The 20,299-nt window shown below is 70.7% G+C and carries 20 protein-coding genes; 11 read left to right on the top strand and 9 right to left on the bottom strand.

What is annotated here, in order from left to right; all coding sequences use genetic code 11:
• Complete coding sequence (locus tag QFZ27_RS05350; protein ID WP_429225057.1) at positions 1 to 627, top strand: hypothetical protein; 627 nt, start codon at positions 1 to 3, stop codon at positions 625 to 627.
• 6 nt (positions 628 to 633) lie between these two features.
• On the opposite strand, the gene QFZ27_RS05345 is transcribed toward QFZ27_RS05350, so the two are convergent.
• Positions 634 to 807, bottom strand: coding sequence for a hypothetical protein (locus QFZ27_RS05345; RefSeq protein WP_429225056.1), 174 nt, complete (start codon positions 805 to 807; stop codon positions 634 to 636).
• A gap of 99 nt (positions 808 to 906) precedes the next feature.
• Between QFZ27_RS05345 and QFZ27_RS05340 the strand changes: the two genes are divergently transcribed.
• The 8 genes from QFZ27_RS05340 to QFZ27_RS05305 all read left to right on the top strand — a co-directional run bounded on the left by QFZ27_RS05340 (position 907) and on the right by QFZ27_RS05305 (position 8,263).
• A complete protein-coding gene (locus QFZ27_RS05340; RefSeq protein WP_429225055.1) occupies positions 907 to 1,503 on the top strand; it encodes an SCO family protein in 597 nt (198 codons plus the stop codon).
• A gap of 78 nt (positions 1,504 to 1,581) precedes the next feature.
• Positions 1,582 to 2,064, top strand: a complete 483-nt coding sequence (locus tag QFZ27_RS05335; RefSeq protein ID WP_429225054.1) for a hypothetical protein — start codon at positions 1,582 to 1,584, stop codon at positions 2,062 to 2,064.
• Positions 2,065 to 2,235: 171 nt separating this feature from the next.
• Entirely contained in the window at positions 2,236 to 2,985 is a 750-nt protein-coding gene (locus tag QFZ27_RS05330; protein WP_429225053.1) for an electron transfer flavoprotein subunit beta/FixA family protein, read from the top strand.
• Positions 2,986 to 3,002: 17 nt separating this feature from the next.
• Positions 3,003 to 3,941 carry an electron transfer flavoprotein subunit alpha/FixB family protein gene (locus QFZ27_RS05325; protein ID WP_429225052.1) on the top strand — a complete coding sequence of 313 codons (939 nt, stop codon included), beginning with the start codon at positions 3,003 to 3,005 and terminating at the stop codon, positions 3,939 to 3,941.
• Between the two features lie 233 nt (positions 3,942 to 4,174).
• Complete coding sequence (locus QFZ27_RS05320) at positions 4,175 to 4,951, top strand: GNAT family N-acetyltransferase (RefSeq protein ID WP_429225051.1); 777 nt, start codon at positions 4,175 to 4,177, stop codon at positions 4,949 to 4,951.
• On the top strand, positions 4,948 to 6,213 hold the full coding sequence (locus QFZ27_RS05315; protein ID WP_429225050.1) for an aldo/keto reductase: 1,266 nt from the start codon (positions 4,948 to 4,950) through the stop codon (positions 6,211 to 6,213). The genes QFZ27_RS05320 and QFZ27_RS05315 overlap by 4 nt, the downstream gene beginning before the upstream one ends.
• The gene (locus tag QFZ27_RS05310; protein ID WP_429225049.1) at positions 6,210 to 6,971 is read left to right on the top strand and encodes a cytidylyltransferase domain-containing protein; all 762 of its coding nucleotides are present in this window, start codon (positions 6,210 to 6,212) and stop codon (positions 6,969 to 6,971) included. Before QFZ27_RS05315 ends, QFZ27_RS05310 begins: the two co-directional genes overlap by 4 nt.
• A gap of 8 nt (positions 6,972 to 6,979) precedes the next feature.
• Positions 6,980 to 8,263, top strand: coding sequence for an aminotransferase class III-fold pyridoxal phosphate-dependent enzyme (locus QFZ27_RS05305; RefSeq protein ID WP_429225048.1), 1,284 nt, complete (start codon positions 6,980 to 6,982; stop codon positions 8,261 to 8,263).
• Positions 8,264 to 8,360: 97 nt separating this feature from the next.
• Here QFZ27_RS05305 and QFZ27_RS05300 read toward each other — a convergent pair whose 3' ends face one another.
• The 8 genes from QFZ27_RS05300 to QFZ27_RS05265 form a co-directional block, all read right to left on the bottom strand.
• Positions 8,361 to 8,882 (bottom strand): PRC-barrel domain-containing protein, encoded by a 522-nt coding sequence (locus tag QFZ27_RS05300; protein ID WP_429225047.1) that lies wholly within the window; start codon positions 8,880 to 8,882, stop codon positions 8,361 to 8,363.
• A gap of 120 nt (positions 8,883 to 9,002) precedes the next feature.
• Positions 9,003 to 10,187: a DUF4167 domain-containing protein gene (locus QFZ27_RS05295; protein ID WP_429225046.1), complete on the bottom strand. Its 1,185-nt coding sequence runs from the start codon at positions 10,185 to 10,187 to the stop codon at positions 9,003 to 9,005.
• A gap of 147 nt (positions 10,188 to 10,334) precedes the next feature.
• Positions 10,335 to 11,240: a peptide chain release factor N(5)-glutamine methyltransferase gene (prmC, locus tag QFZ27_RS05290; RefSeq protein WP_429225045.1), complete on the bottom strand. Its 906-nt coding sequence runs from the start codon at positions 11,238 to 11,240 to the stop codon at positions 10,335 to 10,337.
• Positions 11,237 to 12,316 carry a peptide chain release factor 1 gene (prfA, locus tag QFZ27_RS05285; protein ID WP_429225044.1) on the bottom strand — a complete coding sequence of 360 codons (1,080 nt, stop codon included), beginning with the start codon at positions 12,314 to 12,316 and terminating at the stop codon, positions 11,237 to 11,239. Before prfA ends, prmC begins: the two co-directional genes overlap by 4 nt.
• Before the next feature lie 76 nt (positions 12,317 to 12,392).
• A complete protein-coding gene (ispG, locus tag QFZ27_RS05280) occupies positions 12,393 to 13,532 on the bottom strand; it encodes a flavodoxin-dependent (E)-4-hydroxy-3-methylbut-2-enyl-diphosphate synthase (RefSeq protein WP_429225043.1) in 1,140 nt (379 codons plus the stop codon).
• A 106-nt stretch (positions 13,533 to 13,638) separates the two neighbouring features.
• Positions 13,639 to 14,811, bottom strand: coding sequence for a helix-turn-helix domain-containing protein (locus tag QFZ27_RS05275; RefSeq protein WP_429225042.1), 1,173 nt, complete (start codon positions 14,809 to 14,811; stop codon positions 13,639 to 13,641).
• 152 nt (positions 14,812 to 14,963) lie between these two features.
• Positions 14,964 to 17,246 carry a phosphoenolpyruvate--protein phosphotransferase gene (gene ptsP / locus QFZ27_RS05270; protein ID WP_429225041.1) on the bottom strand — a complete coding sequence of 761 codons (2,283 nt, stop codon included), beginning with the start codon at positions 17,244 to 17,246 and terminating at the stop codon, positions 14,964 to 14,966.
• A gap of 13 nt (positions 17,247 to 17,259) precedes the next feature.
• The gene (locus tag QFZ27_RS05265) at positions 17,260 to 18,480 is read right to left on the bottom strand and encodes an aspartate kinase (protein WP_429225040.1); all 1,221 of its coding nucleotides are present in this window, start codon (positions 18,478 to 18,480) and stop codon (positions 17,260 to 17,262) included.
• A 161-nt stretch (positions 18,481 to 18,641) separates the two neighbouring features.
• Between QFZ27_RS05265 and ubiG the strand changes: the two genes are divergently transcribed.
• Positions 18,642 to 19,391 carry a bifunctional 2-polyprenyl-6-hydroxyphenol methylase/3-demethylubiquinol 3-O-methyltransferase UbiG gene (gene ubiG, locus QFZ27_RS05260; protein WP_429225039.1) on the top strand — a complete coding sequence of 250 codons (750 nt, stop codon included), beginning with the start codon at positions 18,642 to 18,644 and terminating at the stop codon, positions 19,389 to 19,391.
• Positions 19,388 to 20,290, top strand: coding sequence for an NAD-dependent epimerase/dehydratase family protein (locus QFZ27_RS05255; RefSeq protein WP_429225038.1), 903 nt, complete (start codon positions 19,388 to 19,390; stop codon positions 20,288 to 20,290). The genes ubiG and QFZ27_RS05255 overlap by 4 nt, the downstream gene beginning before the upstream one ends.
• Positions 20,291 to 20,299 lie beyond the last annotated feature (9 nt).

Below are 20,299 nucleotides of genomic sequence, written 5' to 3'. Positions count from 1 at the left end.
ATGACCCTTGATGCCGCCCTGATCGCCCGCATCGACGATGCCCGCCGCGCCCTCGGCTTTCTCCCGCTCGCCGACACCATGGCGCTGGCCGATCGCGGCAACCTGATCCTCGACCCGTTCTCGGTGCTGATCGCCTGCCGGGCCGAGATCGGGCGCGACAACGTCTTCCATCCCGGCGTCACCTTGAGCTGCGAGCCAGAGGCCGCGCTGGCGCTGGCCGACGGCAATATCCTCCGTAGCGGGACGCTGATTGCGGCCGAGACCGGCGCGATCCGCATCGGCAGCGGCAACCGCTTCGGCGAGGGCGGCTTTACCGCCAGGGCGAACCGGCCCGGCGCCGCGATCGCCATCGGCGATAGCGGGCGCTACCTCTCCGGCTCCACGATCCAGGGTCGCAGCACGCTGGGGTCCGGCAGCCAGGTGCTCGGTGCGATCACCGTCGACGACTGCAGCCTCGGTGCGGGCGCGCCGTTCTCCGACCCCGATCCCGATGCCCGCGGTGCCGTCCTGAAGGGCGCCGGCACGGCGCGGGGGCTGACCCTCGATGCCGGCCAGGTGATCGCTGGATCGGGTGTCTTCCGGATCGAGGACCTCAAGCCGCAATCCTTCTTCCATCCGAAGCCCTGATCGCCGTCAGCCCGCCTCGATCTCCCGCTTGCGCGCCTCATAGGTGGCCGGGTCGATCAGGCCGCGACGGCGCATGATCTCCAGCGCCACCAGGGCCCGGCCGCGGTTGTCGTCGCCGACCGAGCCGCTTTCCGCATCCGCATCGCCGCCGGCCGCTCCGGGCTGCGCCCTGTCCGCCATGAGTTGCTCCATCCGTTCTGCGACGCCGCGCGCGCTTCCGTCGGAAGGACGCAGGGCCTATGACGGCGGACAATGACTCACGGGGGAAGGCCGGTCGAGATGTGGACGAAGCGGATCCTGCGGATCCTGGCACTGGCGGTGCCGGCGATCGCCATCGCGGCGGCCGTGACCTTCTGGCTCGGCCCTCCCGGCAGCCGCGGCGTTGTCGGCCAGGGCTTCGGCTCGGTCGGCGGCCCGATCGCACTGGTCGACCAGGCCGGCAAGCCGGTCACCGAGAAGGATTTCGCCGGCAAGGATGCGCTGGTCTTCTTCGGCTTCACCAACTGCCCCGATGTCTGCCCGACCGAGCTGTCGACCATGGCGGCGGCGCTGGATGCGCTGGGGCCGAAGGCCGAGGGGGTGGTGCCGGTGTTCGTCACCGTCGACCCGGAGCGCGACACGCCCGAAGTGGTCGGCCAATACGCCCAGGCTTTCCACCCGCGCATGGTCGGCCTGACCGGCTCGGCCGACCAGATCGCCCAGGCGGCCAAAGCCTTCCGCGTCTACTACAAGAAGGCGCCGCAAAAGGACGGCGCCTATTCGATGGACCATTCCGCCTTCGTCTACATGATGGGGCCGGACTGGCAGGTGCTGGACATCCTGCCGCCGCAGCTGTCGCCGCAGGACATGGCCCAGAGAATCTCGAAACAGCTCTGACCGGCACGAACGGGGTTGCGATCCTGCCTGGCGTGCTATCGTGGCCGCACCCTGTCGCTCGTTCTCGGGAGTTGCCTCATGACCCTTCGCTACGCCGTCCTGGCCGGGATCGCCTTCCTCGTCCTCAACGGCTGCTCAGACCGCGAGGCCCGGCAGCAGCAGGCGCTGACGGCCCAGAGCGACCTGGTCGGGCTGAGCGAGGCCCGCCTCCTGTCCTGCGCCGGCGCGCCGTCGCGCAGCCGCAGCACCGGCAACACCCACTACCTGACCTATCAGAGCGCCGGCATGGCCGCGGACGAGGCTGCCAGCATCGGCGCCTTCGGCGGCTCGGCCGGAAGCGGCATGGGCATCGAGCCGGTCAATTCCGGCGTCGGCCAGAAGATCGGCACCAGCGCGCTGGACCCGAACTACTGCGAGGCCACCTTCACCCTGGTCGACGGCCGGGTCGCCGAGGTCCGCTACCGCACCTCGGGCGGCTATCTCCGCACCGCCCAATGCTCCGACATCGTCGCGCCCTGCATGGGCGGGCCGACCTTCGACCCCGGCCAGCCGAAGCCGTAATCGGCCCGCCGTCGGCGGCGGAGCACAAACCGTCGCGGACCGGATGGACCCCGGGCCCGGAAATCGGGCCTCTGTTCGCTATCTGCCCCGGGCCGGTTGCCGATCCCGCCCGCGGGCTCTAAAAGCGTCTTTCTGCAGCGCGAAAAGCGCCGTCCGATGGAGTGCGAGCCGATGAAGATCCTGGTCCCGGTGAAACGGGTGATCGACTTCAACGTCAAGGTCCGGGTCAAGGCCGACGGGTCCGGCGTCGACCTGGCCAACGTCAAGATGTCGATGAACCCCTTCGACGAGATCTCGGTCGAGGAGGCGATCCGCGCCAAGGAGGCCGGCAAGGCGACCGAGGTCGTGGCCGTGTCGATCGGCCCGGCCCAGGCGCAGGAGACGATCCGCACCGCCCTGGCCATGGGCGCCGACCGCGGCATCCTGGTGCAGACCGATGTCGAGCTGCAGCCGCTGGCCGTGGCCAAGCTGCTGAAGGCGCTGGTCGACAAGGAGCAGCCGCAGCTGGTGATCCTGGGCAAGCAGGCGATCGACGACGACGCCAACCAGACCGGCCAGGCGCTGGCGGCCCTGCTGGGCTGGGGCCAGGCGACCTTCGCCTCGAAGCTGGTGCTGGAGGACGGCGCCGCGCTGGTGACCCGCGAGGTCGATGGCGGGCTGGAGACCATCCGGGTCAAGCTGCCGGCGATCATCACCACCGATCTGCGCCTGAACGAGCCGCGCTACGCCTCGCTGCCGAACATCATGAAGGCGAAGAAGAAGCAGCTGGACACCGTGATCCCGGCCGACCTGGCCGTCGATCCGGCGCCGCGGCTGAAGACGCTGAAGGTGGTCGAGCCGGCGAAGCGCAAGGGCGGCGTCAAGGTCGCCAGCGTGCAGGAGCTGGTGGCCAAGCTGAAGACCGAAGCGCGCGTGATCTGAGGGGCGGGGACAAAGACATGTCGATCCTGATCGTTGCCGACCACGACAACGCCACGCTGAAAGCCGCCACGCTACACGCCGTCACCGCGGCGCAGAAGATCGGCGGCGACATCCATGTGCTGGTCGCCGGCGCCAATGCCCGCCCGGCGGCGGAGGCCGCGGCCAAGGTGGCCGGCGTCGCCAAGGTGCTGCTGGCCGAGGCTCCCGCGCTGGAGCACCAGTTGGCCGAGACCGTCGCCCCGCTGGTGGCCGACCTGGCCAAGGGCTACAGCCATGTGCTGGCGACCGCGACCAGCGCCGGCAAGAACCTGCTGCCGCGCGTTGCAGCACTGCTCGACGTGCAGCAGATCTCCGAGATCACCTCGGTCGATTCGCCGGACACCTTCGAGCGGCCGATCTATGCCGGCAACGCCATCGCCACGGTGCAGTCGAGCGACTCGATCAAGGTGATCACGGTGCGCGGCACGGCCTTCGAGGCGGCGGCGGCCGAGGGCGGCTCGGCCGCGATCGAGGCGGTCGAGGCCAAGCCCGATGCCGGCCTGTCGAGCTTCGTCGGCCAGGAGCTGAGCAAGTCCGAGCGGCCGGAGCTGACCTCGGCCCGGATCATCATCTCCGGCGGCCGCGCCATGGGCTCGTCCGAGAACTTCAAGATCCTCGAGGGCATCGCCGACCATCTCGGTGCCGCCATCGGCGCCAGCCGCGCCGCGGTCGACGCCGGCTACGTGCCGAACGACTACCAGGTCGGCCAGACCGGCAAGGTGGTGGCCCCGGACCTGTACATCGCCGTCGGCATCTCCGGCGCGATCCAGCACCTGGCGGGCATGAAGGATTCGAAGGTCATCGTCGCCATCAACAAGGACGAGGAGGCGCCGATCTTCCAGGTCGCCGACTACGGCCTGGTCGGCGACCTGTTCAAGCTGATCCCGGAGCTCGAGGCCGAGCTGAAGAAGGGCTGAGGCGGCCGCCCGGCCGCCGTTCGCGGCACAAGGCGCATCCTTCGGGATGCGCCTTTTTGCTGCCGGTTCCGCTTGACAGGACCGGCCGGTTGTTCGCTGCTGTTAGCCAAGTTTCGACCACCGATTGCGGATCGCCGATTTGCAGAATGTGCTGCGCCAGGGCAAAGGGATTTCCGGCAGGCGCCGGGCCGGCCCCCGCGCGCGACCGCAGAGCAGCAGGAGGATTCGGCCGTATGCCGGATGAGACGCCGTGCTATTCCGTCTTCATCGAGGGCGAGACCGTCGATCTCTGCGTCCCGTCCGAGCAGGCGATCACCGATGGCTGGGCCGACTGGTTCAACGATGCCCGGACGACGCGCTGGCTGTCCCAGGGCATCTACCCGAACCATGTCGAGGACCAGCGCAGCTTCCTCGAATCGATCCGCAAGCGCGACCGTTTCGCCGTGCTGATCTGCGGCAAGGGCGGCGGGCCGCTCTACGGCATCATCTCGCTGTCGGCGATCGACTGGATCGCCCGCTCGGCCCAGATCTCGCTGGTGGTCGGCAAAGCGCCGCCGGGACGCCAGCTGATGCAATTGGAGGCCATGGCACGGGTGACCGAGCACGCCTTCCAGCGCATGGGGCTGGACCGGATCTGGGCCGGCCAGGCCCATCCCGGACTGGCACGCTGGAACCAGTGGCTGGAGCTGCTTGGCTATTTCACCGACGGGGTGATGCGGCGCGGTTTCGTGAAGGGGCGCGAGACCGTCGACAACGCGGTGATGATCAGCTGCCTGTACGAGGATTACGAGGCGGTGAGAGCCCGGCGCGGCGGCCAGCTCTGGCCCGGCAACGACGCCATGCTGCGGCTGCTCAAGGCGATGCCGAAGCACGGCTTTGCCAGTCGGCTCGCCGAGTTCCTGGACCGCGAGCTGCCGCTGTACAAGGCCGAGATCGAGGCGGTTGAGCGCGGCGTCCTCGAAGGGAATGGCGCCGAGGCCGCGCCGAGACGCCGCCTGGCCGGATCTTGAGCGCCGCACCGCACGCCTCGCCACCTTGGCGCGGTGCCGCGGCGCTCGGCCTCGGTACCGCCCAGTTCGGGCTCGACTACGGCATCGCCAACGACCGCGGCATCTGCCCGCCGGAGGATGTGGCGGCGATCCTGGAGGCGGCGGCCGCGGCCGGCATCGGCGTGCTCGACACCGCTCCGGCCTACGGCACCGCCGAGCAGGTGCTGGGCGAGGTGCTGCCGGCGGCGCACCGCTTCCGCATCGTCACCAAGACGCCGCATCTGGCCGGCCTGCGTGAGGGAGGAGATATCCGGCGCGCCGTGCTGGACGCCTTCGCCCAGTCGCGGCTGAAGCTTCGCCGCGACCGGCTGGCCGGCCTTTTGACCCACAACGCAAACGACCTGATGCGGCCCGGCGGCCCGGCACTGTGGGCGGCGATGGAGGATCTGAAGCGGGCCGGCGAGGTCGAGCGTATCGGCGCCTCGATCTACAGCGCCGGGCAGCTCGCCGCCGTGCTGAACCGCTATCCGCTCGACATCGTGCAACTGCCCTGGAACGCGGTCGACGGCCGCATCGGCCCGCCGCGACTGGCGGCGCTGGCCGCGCTGGGGATCGAGCTCCACGCCCGGTCGGTCTTCCTGCAGGGGCTGCTGCTGGCCCCGCCCGGCCGTGCCGCCGGCGTCTCGCCACAGGCCGCGGCGCTGGTCGGGCGTTGGCGTGATGCTGTCGCCGCTGCAGGCGCCGATCCGCTGGCCGCGGCGCTGGGCGCAGCGATCGGGCGGCCGGAGATCGGCACCGTCCTGGTCGGCGTGACCCGGCCGAAGGAGCTGGCCGGCCTCATTCGCGCCGCGGCCGCGGCCCCGCCGCCGGTGGCGCCGGTGCAATCGACCGACGACTTGGTGCTGAACCCGGCCCTGTGGCCGTCCGGCGGCCGCCCGGCCGCGATCCTGACCGGCACGGCCGTGGCGCTGCGGCCGGCGGCCTCCGGCGAGACCACGGTGCTGGCGGTCCAGCCGAAGGAGGGCGGCGATTCCCGCGGTGCCGTCCGGATCGGCCCGGTCGACCCGGCCGCGGGCGAGGCCGTGCTGACCCTGCAGGACGCGGGAGACATGCCAGCCGCCTGGCAAGACGAGGCGGTGTCGCTGACCGCGCGGCTGGCCTTCGAGCAGTTCGGGCTGCGCCGCCTGACCGCGGCCGAGGCGGAGCCCTTCGCGCGCGCCGGCTGGACCCGGGCGGAGGGGCGCTTCATCCTGGACGACAAGAGCTATTGGGAGCGGGCATGACGGTGCTGGCGATCCTGCAGGCGCGGATGTCCTCGTCGCGGCTGCCCGGCAAGGTGATGGCCGACCTGCTCGGCAAACCGATGCTGGCGCGGCAGATCGAGCGGCTGCGGCGCTGCCGGACGATCGACCGGCTGCTGCTGGCGACCAGCATCGACCCCGCCGACGATGCGCTGGCCGAGCTGGCCGCCCGGATCGGCATCGAGTGCTTCCGCGGCAGCCTGGACGACGTGCTGGATCGGTTCCACGCCGCCATGGCCGGCCGGGGCGTTGACCAAGTCGCGCGCCTGACCGGCGACTGCCCGCTGATCGACCCGGGGTTGATCGACCGGCTGGTCGAGATGCATGTCGCCGGCGGCTACGACCATTCCTGCAATACGCTGACGCCGCGCTGGCCCGACGGGCTTGACGCCGAGGTGATGCGCGCCGAGGTGCTGGAGGCGGCGTGGCGCGAGGCGACCCTGCCGTCCGAGCGCGAGCACGTCACCCGTTTCATCTACACCCGGCCGGAGCGGTTCCGCCTGGGCAGCCTGGTCGGCGACACCGACCTGTCCGACCAGCGCTGGACCGTCGACACGCCGGAGGACCTGGCCATGGTGCGGGCAGTCTACGCCGCGCTGTACCCGGCCAACCCGGCCTTCGGCACCGAGGACATCCTGGCTTTCCTGGCGGCGCATCCCGAGATCGCCGCGCTCAACCGCGCCCACCGGCGGAACGAGGGCCTGGAGCGCTCGCTCGCCCGGGACGCCGCCAAACCGTGAGGACCACAGTGGCAGAACGCTATGCGGCATCCGAGGCGATGCTCGACCGGGCCCGGCAGACCATCCCGCTGGGCGCCCAGACCTTCAGCAAGAGCGTCACGCAGTATCCGCTCGGCGTGTCGCCCTATTTCGCTGCCCGCGGCCAGGGCAGCAAGCTGTGGGACGTCGACGGCAATGAATACATCGACTTCATCAACGGCCTGGCCTCGGTGACGCTGGGCTACAACGACGCGGACGTCACCGCCGCGGTCAAGGCGCAGGTCGACCACGGCACCATCTTCAGCCTGTCGAGCCCGCTGGAGGCCGAGGTGGCCGAGCGGCTGGTGGCGATCGTGCCGTCGGCCGAGATGGTGCGCTTCGGCAAGAACGGGTCGGACGCCACTGCCGGCGCGGTCCGGGTGGCGCGGGCTTACACCGGCCGCGACCACATCCTGGTCTGCGGCTATCACGGCTGGCAGGACTGGTATATCGGCGCCACCGCCCGCAACCGTGGCGTGCCGGAATCGACCCGCGCCCTGACCCACACCTTCCCCTACAACGATTTGGCGGCGCTGGACCGGCTGCTGGACGAGCATGCCGTGGCCGCGATCGTGATGGAGCCGATGAACGTCGCCTTCCCGGCCGCGGGCTATCTGCAAGGGGTGCGTGAGCGGGCGACCAGGCACGGCGCGGTGCTGGTGTTCGACGAGACCATCACCGGCTTCCGCGTCGCCAATGGCGGGGCGCAGGAGCTGTTCGGCGTCACCCCCGACCTGACCACCTTGGGCAAAGGCATCGCCAACGGCTATCCGCTGTCGGCGGTGTGCGGCCGGCGCGATCTGATGATGGAGATGGAGGAGATCTTCTTCTCCTTCACCATGGGCGGCGAGACGCTGTCGCTGGCGGCCGCCCGGGCGACGCTGGACAAGGTAGTGCGCGAGCCGGTCACCCGGCACATGGCCGAACTGGGCACCAGCCTGCGCGACGGCACCGCGGCGCTGATCGAGCGGCACAAGCTGGGCGAGGTGCTGTCGCTGTCCGGCCATCCGTCCTGGACCTTCCTCCTGATCAAGGACCAAGCGGACGCCAGCGCCTTCGAGATCAAGACCCTATGGCTGCAGGAGATCTTCGCCCGCGGCCTGCTCTCGCTCGGCAGCCACAATATGAGCTATGCCCACAGCCGGGCCGATGTCGACCGCGTGCTGACCATCTATGACGAGGTGTTCGCCCTGTTGTCGGCAGCGATCGGCCAGCAACGGGTGCGGGCCGAACTGCGCTGCGAGCCGCTGGTGCCACTGTTCCGCGTCCGGTAAGGGCACCCAAAACGAGACCACCCCGCCGCCGGGATCTCTCCCGGACCGACGGGGTGGCTCTTTCACCGCCCCTGCCGGCGGTGAATCAGCCGGGCGTTTAGCCGCCCGAACCGGTGGTACCGGTGGTCCCGCCCGTGGTGCCGGTGGCCGGCGCCGCCGGCGGCGGCTCTTCGGCCTTGCGGCCCTCGAAAGCGGGCAGAGCTTCCAGCTGCTCCTTGGTCATGGCCGTTTTCACGCCCTCATCGGGCCGGGCGCCGATGGTCAGCTTGTCGAGCGGAATGGCCACGGATTTCGAGCCGATGCCGAGGAAGCCCCCGACATCGATGACCACGGCATCCACGGCCTTGCTGTTCTTGGAGACCAGCACGTCCGAGGTCTTGCCGATCGAATCGCCATTGGCGTTGGTGACGCTGGCGCCGATCAGGTCGGAGCCGAGCATATGTGTGTCCGGGAGCTGCTGCTGCCCCTCCGGGACCGTGGTGGAGGTGGCGGCCGCTGACGGAGCGCTGGTGGCCGGAGCGGTCGTATCGGCGGGGGGCTGCTGCGTCGTCGTCTGCGCCAGTGCCGGCAGGGCCAGCAGGGCGACGGCGGAGGCGGCTGCCATCAAGGTCTTGCGCATGATCGGTCCTCCTCGAGGATCTCATGGAGATACCTCAGCAACAGGAGGTCCGGCTGGGCGGTTCCCCCGAAACGACGAAAGCCCGGCGGAGCGCCGGGCTTTCGATTCGGATCGGAAACTTTACTCGCCGCTGGACGGCTCGGCGGGGGTGTCCTCCACCTTCACCTTGCGCGGCCGGCCGGGCCGGCGCTTCGGCGGCGCGGCCGGGGCCTCATCCGCCGCAACGCCGGGCAGGCCCGGCTGCGCCGAGGCCTCGGGCTGCGGCGGCTGGACCGGCGCAGGCGCCGCAGCCACCGGAGCGGCGGGGGCCGGCTGCTGGTCCGACGGCATCGCGTCGGCCGCGGCCGGCGTCCGCGGCGGACGGCCACGTCGGGGCCGGGCGACGATCGAGGCCGGCAAGGCAAGCTCGGTGTCGAGGCCGCTGTCTTCCTGGTCCCGTGGGTCGGCGCCGAAGCTGGCCGAAGCCGGGTTGTCGATCGGGGCCGGATCGAGCGGGCTCGGGATGTGCGGCTGCGGCGCGTTCAGATCCGGCGGCTGCGGCCGGTCGCCACGATAGTCCGGACGGCCTCCTTCGCGCGGGCCGCGGAACCGGTCGCGCTGCCCTTCCTCGCGGCCCTGCCCCTGGTCGCGATTCTGGTCGCGGAAGCCCTGGTCGCGATCGCGCGGCGGACGATTTTCGCGGTTCTCGCGGAACCCCTGCTCCCGGTTCCGGAAGCCCTGGTCGCGATTCTGGCGGTCGTCGCCGCGGCCCTCGAACTCGCGGCGCTGCGGCCGGTCGCCCTCGCCGCGCGGCTCGAAGTCACGGCCCTGCTGACGGTCGCCGCCCTCGTTGCGCGGCTCGTAGTCCCGCCGCTGTTGCCGGTCGCCGCCGTCGTTGCGCGCCTCGAACTCGCGGCGCTGCGGCTGCTGCTGCGGCGGCGGGCTGGTCAGCGGATCGTAGTCGGAATCGACGCCCGGCTGGTCGCGGCCGTTGTCCTGGCTCGGCTGATGTTGCGGCGCGCCGTAGGCTTCGTTCATGGCGTTGATGATGCGGACATAGTGCTCCGCATGCTGCTGGTAGTTCTCCGCCATGACGCGGTCGCCCGATGCCTGGGCGTCGCGCGCCAGCCCCATGTACTTGTCATAGACCTGGAAGACATTGCCGCGGATGCGGATGTCCGGTCCATTGCTGTCGATGGTCTGGTTGCGGTTGGGCAGTGCGTTCGGCCGGCGCTGCTGGCCACCGCCACCACCGCTGCTGCCCCCGCCGCCACCACCGCCGCCGTTCCTGCCGCGCGCACGCCGCGAATTCGGTCCTGGTCTCATCAGCCTTGCTTCTGCAGATCGCTGTTTGCCGCGCTGCCGTCCCTCGCCGCCGCCTGATGCGGCCGGGCCCAGCGTCATCGTCGCTTCCGGCGCCGGAATGGCGGCCGCCTCAAGCGGTCAAGCCCGGAAATGACGGAATAAGGGACCCTAACGGCAATCCGGCGTCGGGCCAAATGCTTTTTTCGTCCCCAACGTTGCAACCAAGCAACGCGGTATGCCTGCGAGATCGTGCGGCGTACCGGCGATGTCAAGCCCCGCGCCGCGGAACAGCGCCGCCACCTCGGCCGCCTGGCCGATGCCCAGCTCGATCACCGCCGTGCCGCCGGGCGCCAGCAGATCCGGCAGCGCCGCCGCCAGGGAGCGGTAGGCGTCGAGCCCGTCGGCCCCGCCGGACAGGGCCAGGCGCGGGTCGTGCTCGCGCACCTCGGGCTCCAGCGCCGCGATGTCGGAATCCGGGATATAGGGCGGATTGGACAGGACGAGGTCGAAGCGGCCGGCCAGGGCCGTCGCCCAGTCGCCGACCAGAAAGCCGGCGCGGTCCGCCAGGCCCAGGGCGCGCGCATTGTCCCGCGCCACCCGCGCCGCGGCCTCGCTGCGGTCGACGCCGATGCCGAAGGCGGCGGCGCGGTCGTGCAGCACGGCCAGGAGCAGGCAGCCGGTGCCGGTGCCGAGATCGAGCACGCGCAGCGGTCGATTGGAGGGGGGCCGGTCCGGCACGGCTGCCAGCGCCGCCTCGACCAGGGTCTCGCTGTCCGGCCGTGGGTCCAGCGTCGCCGGGCCGAGCACGAAATCGAGGCTCCAGAACTCGCGATGCCCAAGGATGCGCGACACCGGCTCGCGCGCGGCCCGGCGGGCCAGGTATCCGGCATAGTGCGCGGCCGACGCCGGCGGCAGCGGCTCGGCGGCACGCAACAGCAGGCCGGTGCGGTCGATGCCGAGGGCGTGCATCAGCAGGAGGCGGGCGTCGGACATGGCGCTGTCGATGCCGGCGGCGGCCAGCCGGGCGGTGCCGTCGCGCAGCGCCTCGGCGATCTTCGGGGCGCGAGAGCTCACGGCCGGTCGGCAAGGGCGGCGAGGCGGGCGGCCTCGTCCTCGGCGATCAGCGCCTCGACCAGCTCGTCCAGCGCCTCGCCCGCCAGCACCTTCTCGATCTTGTACAGCGTCAGGTTGATACGGTGGTCGGTGACCCGACCCTGCGGGAAGTTGTAGGTGCGGATCCGTTCCGACCGGTCGCCGGAGCCGACCTGGCTCTTGCGGTCGGCGGCGCGCACCGCGTCCTTGGCCGCGCGCTCGGTCTCGTACAGGCGGGCGCGCAGGATCTTCATCGCCTTGGCGCGGTTCTTGTGCTGCGATTTCTCGTCCTGCATCACCACCACGATGCCGGTGGCGAGATGGGTGATGCGGACCGCGCTCTCTGTCTTGTTGACGTGCTGGCCGCCGGCACCCTGGGCCCGGAACACGTCGACCCGCAGGTCCTTGTCGTCGATCTGAATGTCGACCTCCTCCGCCTCCGGCAGCACCGCCACGGTGGCGGCGGAGGTGTGGATGCGGCCCTGGGTCTCGGTCTCCGGCACGCGCTGAACGCGGTGGGCGCCGCTCTCGAACTTCAGCCGGGCGAAGACGCTGCGGCCGTTGATTTCGGCCGACGCCTCCTTGTAGCCGCCCAGCGGCGTCTCGGCGATGTCGAGCACCTCGAAGCGCCAGCCGCGGATCGCGGCATAGCGCTGGTACATCCGGAACAGGTCGGCGGCGAACAGCGCCGCCTCGTCGCCGCCGGTGCCGGCGCGGACCTCGAGGATGGCGTTGCGGTCGTCGGCCTCGTCCTTCGGCAGCAGCTGCACCTGCACCCGCCGCTCCAGCGCCGGCAGGCTGTCGCGCAGGGCGAACAGCTCCTCCTGCGCCAGCGCCTTCATCTCCGGATCGGTCTCGGCCGCGGCCATGGCCTCGAGCTCGGCCAGCTCGGCCCGGCCGCGATGCAGCGCCGCGATCTCCTCGGCGAGCGGCTCGAGCTCGGAATATTCCTTAGAATAGGCGGTGAACTGCTCCGGCGTCAGCTTGCCGGTGCCCATGCCGTCGCGCAGCTCGGCCACGCGGGACAGGACGCGGTTCAGGTTTTCGTCGAGATGCACGGAAGGCTCAAATCAAGGGAACGGGCCGGTCGATCAGTCGGACGACAGGCCCGCTAGCGCTCTCGCAGACGCAGGATCATTCCGCCGCCTGGGCCGAGGCCGCCTCGGCGGCGGCGCGCTCGGCCTCGATCTGCTTGGCCTTGTCCTCGACCAGCGACACCAGGTGGTCGACGATGCCTTCGTCCTTCAGCCGGTGGTTCGGCAGGCCGTTGATGTAGACCTGATGCGTGCCCTTGCCGCCGCCGGTGAAGCCGATATCGGTCATCGTCGCCTCGCCCGGGCCGTTGACCACGCAGCCGATCACCGAGACGGTCATCGGCGTGGTGATGTGGGCCAGCCGCTGCTCCAGCACCTCGACGGTCTTGATCACGTCGAATTGCTGCCGGGCGCAGGACGGGCAGGAGATGATGTTGACGCCGCGGTGGCGCAGGCCGAGCGACTTCAGGAGGTCGAAACCGACCTTGACCTCCTCCACCGGATCGGCGGAGAGCGAGACGCGGACCGTGTCGCCGATGCCGGACCACAGCAGCATGCCCAGGCCCACCGACGACTTCACCGTGCCGCTGCGCAGGCCGCCGGCCTCGGTGACGCCGATGTGCAGCGGGTAGTCGCAAGCCTCGGCCAGCGCCTGGTAGGCGGCGACGGCGAGGAATACGTCCGACGCCTTGCACGAGATCTTGAAGTTGAAGAAGTCGTGGTCCTCGAGGATGCGGATGTGGTTGAGCGCCGACTCGACCATCGCCTCGGGGCAGGGCTCGCCGTACTTCTCCAAGAGCTCACGCTCCAGCGAGCCGGCATTGACGCCGATCCGCATCGAGCAGCCATGGTCCTTGGCCGCCCGCACCACCTCGGCCACCCGCTCCTTCGAGCCGATGTTGCCGGGGTTGATGCGCAGGCAGGCGGCGCCGTTCTGGGCCGCCTCGATGCCGCGCTTGTAGTGGAAATGGATGTCCGCGACGATCGGCACGGTCACTTCCGGCACGATGTATTTCAGCGCCGCGCTCGATTCCTCGTCCGGGCAGGAGACGCGGACGATGTCGGCACCGGCGATCTCGAGCGCCCGGATCTGGTCGATCGTGCCCTGGATGTCCGTGGTCCGGGTGTTGGTCATCGACTGGACGGTGATCGGCGAATCGCCGCCGACCGGGACCTTGCCGACATGGATCAGGCGGGACTTCCGGCGTTGAATCTGGCGATAGGCGCGGACGGCGCTCATGACGTGACCTTAGGTGATGCGGCGTTCGTTGCGCGACAACATGGCCCTTTCACGCCGATCCCGCAATCCGGCAGGCGGCAATGCGACCATGTGCAGCCGGCCCCGCTCAATTGGCTGCGGCCGGCGCGCCCCGCAGCTTCTGCGGGTCGAGTGCAATGTTGCGCACGACCTGACCGGGGCCGCCGAGCGACGCCACCGGCGTGCCGTCGACCTCGACCTGCAGCCCGCCGGCATTGCCGGTGGTCAGGCGCTGGCCGTCCTGCGGCGGCACGGCATAGGTCTCGCCCGCCGCCATCACCCGGGTCATCACCAGCCCACCCTGGCGGTCGCGGATCTGGACCCAGCTGTCGGCGCTGGCGCGCAGCATGATGCGGCTGTCGCCGGGGCCGGGGATCTGCGGCGCCGGCGGCTCATTCGCCAAGGCAGCGCCGAGCGGCCGGTCGGCCAGGGCCATGGTGGCCGGCAGCTGGGTCGCCGGCACAGGCTGGCTGGGCTGCTGCGCGATCTGGGGCGCGGCCGTAACTGCAGTGGCGGGCGGCACCGCCGCGGTCTGGACCGGCGCGGCCGGCGGCAGCGGCAGGGCCGGGGTGCCGGCCGGCGCGGTCGGGCCGGGCACGATCGGGCCGGCGGTCATGCGCTCGCCGGGGCCGGGTTCGGCCGCGGGGGCTGCCGCCTGCAGGCTGGGACCGCTGTTCGGGGCGGCCGGCTGCACCACCGGGCCGGGATTCGGCTCGGTGGTGGTGCCGCCGTCGAGCAGCGCCGCGAAGCGCGACGGCAAGGCCGCGATCTCGGCCGCCACGTCGCGGTTGGCTGAGGACAGGTAGTACCAGCCGGCATAGGCAAGGCCACCGATCAGCACCGCGATCATCAGGATCGCGCCGCCGGGGATGCGGCTGCCTTCCGGCACCGGCGCCGGGAACACCAGGTCGGGCTTCTTCTCGACCGTGGTGGATTCGCGCTTGAAACGGGCCACCACCTGGTCGCCGTCGAAGCCGAGGAACTCGGCATAGGTGCGGACGAAGCCGATGGCATAGACCGGACCGGGCAGGTCCTGGTGCCGGCCGTCCTCGATCGCCTGCAGCAGCCCGTGCCGGATGCGCAGCGCCGCGGCCACGTCGTACAGGCTGTAGCCGGCGATCTCGCGCGCCTGGGCGAGGATCTGGCCGACCGGTGCGTTCATGTCGATCACGTGATCCACCGCCCCGGCAGCGACAGGGTTGTCTGGGGAGTCCGCGGCCTCATGCACCACGGCGAGATGTTTCCGATTGCTCTGGGCCATCTTGTTCGAGCCGCTTTGTGCTGAGCGAATTGTTACAAATGAAAGTACGTCGCCCTGTCATGATGTCGAGGCCCACTCCCCCACGACCGAGGCGACAATCTTTATTAAGACGATTCCGGCGGCACAGCAAAACGAATCCGAGACTCGCCGCACTATATTGCGACGCCATGGTCTAGGGCGTAGGCGCGAATGGCGGGGCGCAGCGAACCGCGAGCATTGGCGCGGACCTGGGACAACCAGCGCGAGAAGTCGCCGAGATCCAGGCTGCGGACCATAGTCCTGACTGCGCCGATCGAGGTCGCCGGCATCGACAGGGTGCGGAATCCCAGGCCGAGCAGCGTCATCGCCTCGATCGGCCGCGACGCCATCTCGCCGCACAGGCTGATCCGCCGCCCGGCGGCGTTGCAGCGTGCCGCCGCCTCGGCCAGGGCGGCGATTAGCCCCGGCGACAGCGTGTCGAAGCGCTGTGCCACCCGGGTGTTGGTGCGGTCGGCGGCGTAGAGGTACTGCATCAGGTCGTTCGAGCCGACGGAGACGAAATCGGCCGCGCGCAGCACCTGGTCGAGCTGCCACAGCAGCGACGGCACCTCGAGCATCACCCCGACGGTGATCTCGTCCGACACCGGCGTGCCCTGCGCCGTGGCGCGTGCCACCTCGCGGTCGAACAGCGCCCGGGCGGCGTCCAGCTCGGTGACCTCGGACACCATCGGGAACATCACCCCGAAGGGACGCCCGGCCGCGCCCTGGATCAGGGCGCGGAGCTGCTGGCGCAGCATCGCCGGCCGGTCGAGGCCGATGCGGATGGCGCGCCAGCCCAGCGCCGGATTGTCCTCGTCGATCTCGGCGAAATAGGGCAGCCGCTTGTCGCCGCCGACATCGAGGGTGCGGAACACCACCGGCCGGCCCTCGGCCAGGTCGATCACCCGGGCGTAGAGGTCGGTCTGGGTGGCCACGCTGGGGTATTCCGACCGCACCATGAACGGGATCTCGGTGCGGTACAGGCCGATGCCGTCGGCGCCGACCGCGTCGAGATGCGGCATGTCGGACAGCAGGCCCGCGTTCAGCATCAGCGACACGGCGGTGCCGTCGCGCGTCACCGCCGGCAGCCGCGCCTCCTCGGCGTAGACCTTGCGCTGCCCGGCCTGGACCTGGATCGCCTTGGTGATGGTCTCGATCACGTCCTCGGACGGGCGGACGAAGACGTTGCCGTGGTCGCCGTCGACCACGATCGGGTCGAGCGGCTCGATCAGCCGCATCGCCTCGACGCAGCGGCCGACCACCGGGATGTCGAGGGCGCGGGCGATGATCGCGACATGGCTGGTGGCCGACCCCTCCTCCAGCACCAGTCCGCGCAGCTTGCGCCGGTCGTAGTCGAGCAGTTCGGCCGGGCCGATGGCGCGGGCGATCAGCACCATGTCGTCCGGCAGGGTGCCGAGCGCCGCGGCCGAGCTGTGGCCGGCCAGATGCAGCAGCAGGCGGTTGGCGAGGTCGTCGAAATCGACCAGGCGCTCGCGCAGATAGGGGTCGGTGACCCGGGCCATGCGCGCCGCCATGTCGTTCTGCACGCGCTGCACCGCCGCCTCGGCCGACAGGCCGGTGTCGATCGCTTCGTGGATCCGGCTGAGCCAGCCGCGATCCTCGGCGAACATGCGGTAGGTCTCGAGGATCTCGCCGCCCTCGCCGATGCCGACGGCGCGGTGGTCGGCCACCAGGTCGTCGATCGAGCGGTGCATGTGCTCGACCGCCTGGCGGAAGCGCTCGAGCTCCACCACCGGGTCGTCGGCGACCATCTGGCGCACGGTGATCTGGGTCCGGTGCAGCACGGCCAGGCCCTGGGCCAGCCCGCCGCTGAGGGCGACGCCGTGCAGCCGGGCCGGCAGCGACACCGCGGTCGGGCTGGCCACCTCGCCCGGCCGTGCGATCTCGCCGCCGACGATCAGCTCGGCCACCACCATGGCGATGGTCTCGAGCGTCTCGACCTCGTCCTCGGAGTAGTTGCGCTTCATCTGGTTCTGGATGACCAGCACGCCGCGCACCTTGCCGCCGCGCAGGATCGGCACGCCCATCAGCGATTCGTAGGGGTCTTCGCCAGTCTCCGGGCGATAGGCGAATTTCGGATGGGTCGGCGCATTGGCGATGGCCAGCGGCCGCGCCGTCGCCGCGATCTCGCCGACCAGGCCTTCGCCGACCCGAAGGCGGGTGCGGTGCACCGCGTCGGGGTTGAGGCCGATGGTGGCGAACAGCTCCAGCACGTCGCCTGGGCGGGAGACGTAGCAGGAGCAGACCTCGGCCACCACCTCGGCGGCGATCAGCTTGACGATCTTGTCGAGTCGCGACTGCGCGGTCCCGGACCCCGCCATGACGTCGCGCAGGCGGGCGAGGAGGCGGCGCGACGGCCCGATGCCCGGGGCGGGCCCGCCCGCCGGCCGGGTCATCAGGCCCGCTCCATCAGGCCTTGTCCAGGCCGTAGGCGGTGTGCAGGGCGCGAACCGCCAGCTCGGTGTACTGCTCGGCCACCAGCACGCTGATCTTGATCTCCGAGGTCGAGATCACCTGGATGTTGATGCCGTTCTCGGCCAGCGCCTTGAACATGCGCTGGGCGACGCCGGCATGGCTGCGCATGCCGACGCCGATCACCGAGATCTTGACCACGTTCTCGTCCGGGATCAGGTGGCTGTAGCCCAGCGTGTCCTTGTGCTGCGACAGCACCTTGACCGCGCGCTCCAGATCCGCCTTGCCGACGGTGAAGGTCAGGTCCGTCGCCTGGCCGTCCTCGGAGATGTTCTGGACGATCATGTCGACATTGATGTTGGCATCGGTCAGCGGCCCAAAGATCGCCGCCGCCACGCCGGGCCGGTCCGGCACGCGGACCACGGTGATCTTCGCCTCGTCCCGGCTGTACGCGATCCCGCTGACGACCTCTTTCTCCACGATCTCGTCCTCGTCCACCACCAGGGTTCCCGGCACATCTTCGAAGCTGGACAGCACCTGCACCCGGACCCGATGGTTCATCGCCATCTCGACCGAGCGGGTCTGCAGCACCTTGGCGCCGAGCGATGCCATCTCCAGCATCTCTTCATACGTGATCTTATCGAGCTTGCGCGCCTTGCGCACGATCCGCGGATCGCAGGTGTAGACGCCGTCGACGTCGGTGTAGATGTCGCAGCGGTCCGCCTTCAGCGCGGCGGCCAGCGCCACCGCCGAGGTGTCGGACCCGCCGCGGCCCAGCGTGGTGATGCGGCCGGCATCGGAGACGCCCTGGAAGCCGGCGATCACCGGCACCTCGCCGCGCGCCAGCGACTCTTCGAGCAGCCGGGCGTCGATGTCGAGGATGCGGGCCTTGGCGTGCGAGCCGTCGGTGTGCACCGCCACCTGCCAGCCCTGGAACGACCGCGCCGGCAGGCCGATCTCCTGCAGCGCCAGCGCCAGGAGGCCTGAGGTGACCTGCTCGCCCGAGGCCACGACCGCATCGTATTCGCGCGGATCATGCAAGGGCGAGATGTCGTTGCAGTGCTTCACCAGCTGGTTGGTGACGCCGGACATCGCCGACACCACGACCGAGACCTGGTTGCCGCGCGCGACCTCCGCCTGCACCCGACGGGCGACGTTCTTGATCCGCTCGACATCGGCGACCGACGTGCCGCCAAACTTCTGAACAATGCGCGCCATCGGCCGCCGCGGGTTTGAAGTGACAGGGGCGCCGCGGGCCGGAATGCCGGCATTGCGGCCGCGAGGCCCGCTACCCATACTGCGTCGCCGAGACCGACGCAACGTCCCCCGTGCGGCGGCGCTGTCGGCGATGCAAGGTTTAGAGACGAGGACCCTTCTTCATGGCGCAAAGCCCGGCGGCGACGATCGATTCCGCCGAGATCGCCCGCTTCGAGTCGATGGCGGCGGACTGGTGGGACCCGGACGGCAAGTTCCGCCCGCTGCACCGGATGAACCCGCTGCGCATCGGCTATATCCGCGACCGGATCTGCGCCCGGCTGGGCCGCGACCCGCTGGCGCCGAAGCCACTGTCCGGCCTCAGGATCCTGGACATCGGCTGCGGCGGCGGCCTGCTGTCCGAACCGATGGCCCGGCTGGGCGCCACGGTCACCGCAGTCGATGCCGGGGCCGAGGCGATCGGCGTCGCCCGCACCCATGCCGCCGAATCCGGCCTCGCCATCGACTACCGCTGCAGCAGCGCCGAGGATCTCGCGGCGTCCGGCGTCCGTTTCGACGCGGTGCTGGCGCTGGAGATCGTCGAGCATGTCGCCGATGTCGATGCCTTCTGCCAGGCCCTGGCGACGCTGCTGCGGCCGGGCGGCACGCTGGTGATGTCGACCCTGAACCGCACCCGCCGCAGCTGGGCCGTCGCCATCCTGGGGGCCGAGCACCTGCTGCGGGTCATCCCGCGCGGCACCCATGAGTGGCGCAAGTTCCTGAAGCCGCACGAGCTGGCGGCGGCGCTGCGCCGGGCCGGGCTGGAGGTCAGCGACATCGCCGGCATGGTACCGGACCCGCGCGGCGGCGGCTGGCGGCTGGCGCCGCACCATCTGGCGGTGAACTACATCCTGACCGCGGCCAGGCCGGGATGATCGTCGTCACGGGTAGCGCCGGCTATCTCGGCTCCCGCATCGTCACCTCGCTGCTCTGCGGTTCCATTGCAGGGACCGGGCCGGTGGCGGGAATCGACCGGGCCGAGGCGCCGACCGTGACGCATCGCGCCGACATCCTGGACGGGGTGACCCTGCGCCGGGCCTTTCGCGGCGCCCGCGCCGTGATCCACACGGCCGGGCTGAACGGCGGGCCGGCGGCGCCCACCGTGGCTGGAGAGATCCGGCGGATCAATGTCGGCGGCACCGAGGCGGTGATCGCCGCAGCGCGCGACGCCGGGGTGCGGCGGCTGGTGCTGACCAGCACCACCGCGTTGTATGGCGGCGCGATTCGGTCCGCGGACGCCGCGACCTGGGTGACCGAGGCGCTGCCGGCGGCACCGGAGACGCCCTATGAGGAGAGCAAGCGCGACGCCGAAGCCCTGGTTCTGGCGGTTGCTGAATCCTTCCCGGACGGCTGCCTGATCCTGCGCTGCGGCCGGTTCTTCCCGGCGCCGGCGAACGCGACGGTGAACGACCGGCTGTATCGCGGCGTCGACCTGCGCGACGTCGCGGCGGCGCACATCCTGGCGGCGGAACGGCCTGGCGGCGACACCGCCGTGCTGAACATCGCTGCCGCCAGCCCATTCACGCCGGAGGATTGCGGACAGCTGCGCCGGGACCCGTTGCTGGCGCTGCGCCGGCACCACCCCTTCGTCGAAGGGGCCTACCGGCAGCTCGGCTGGCGGCTGCCGGCCGCGATCGACCGGGTCTACGCAATCGACGCGGCACGACGGACGATCGGCTATGCCCCGCAGCATAATTTCCGCGAGGCCCTGGCTGAGCAGCTGTGGCTCGATGCTTGGCCGCGCCGATCCGAAGCCGAGCCGAAAGGAGGCTGACGGCGCCTC

It is taken from the genome of Inquilinus ginsengisoli (assembly GCF_050434925.1).
Classification (GTDB): Bacteria; Pseudomonadota; Alphaproteobacteria; order DSM-16000; family Inquilinaceae; genus Inquilinus; species Inquilinus ginsengisoli_B.
Note: the sequence above shows the minus strand (reverse complement) of the source record. Positions and strands in the feature narration are given on the sequence as shown.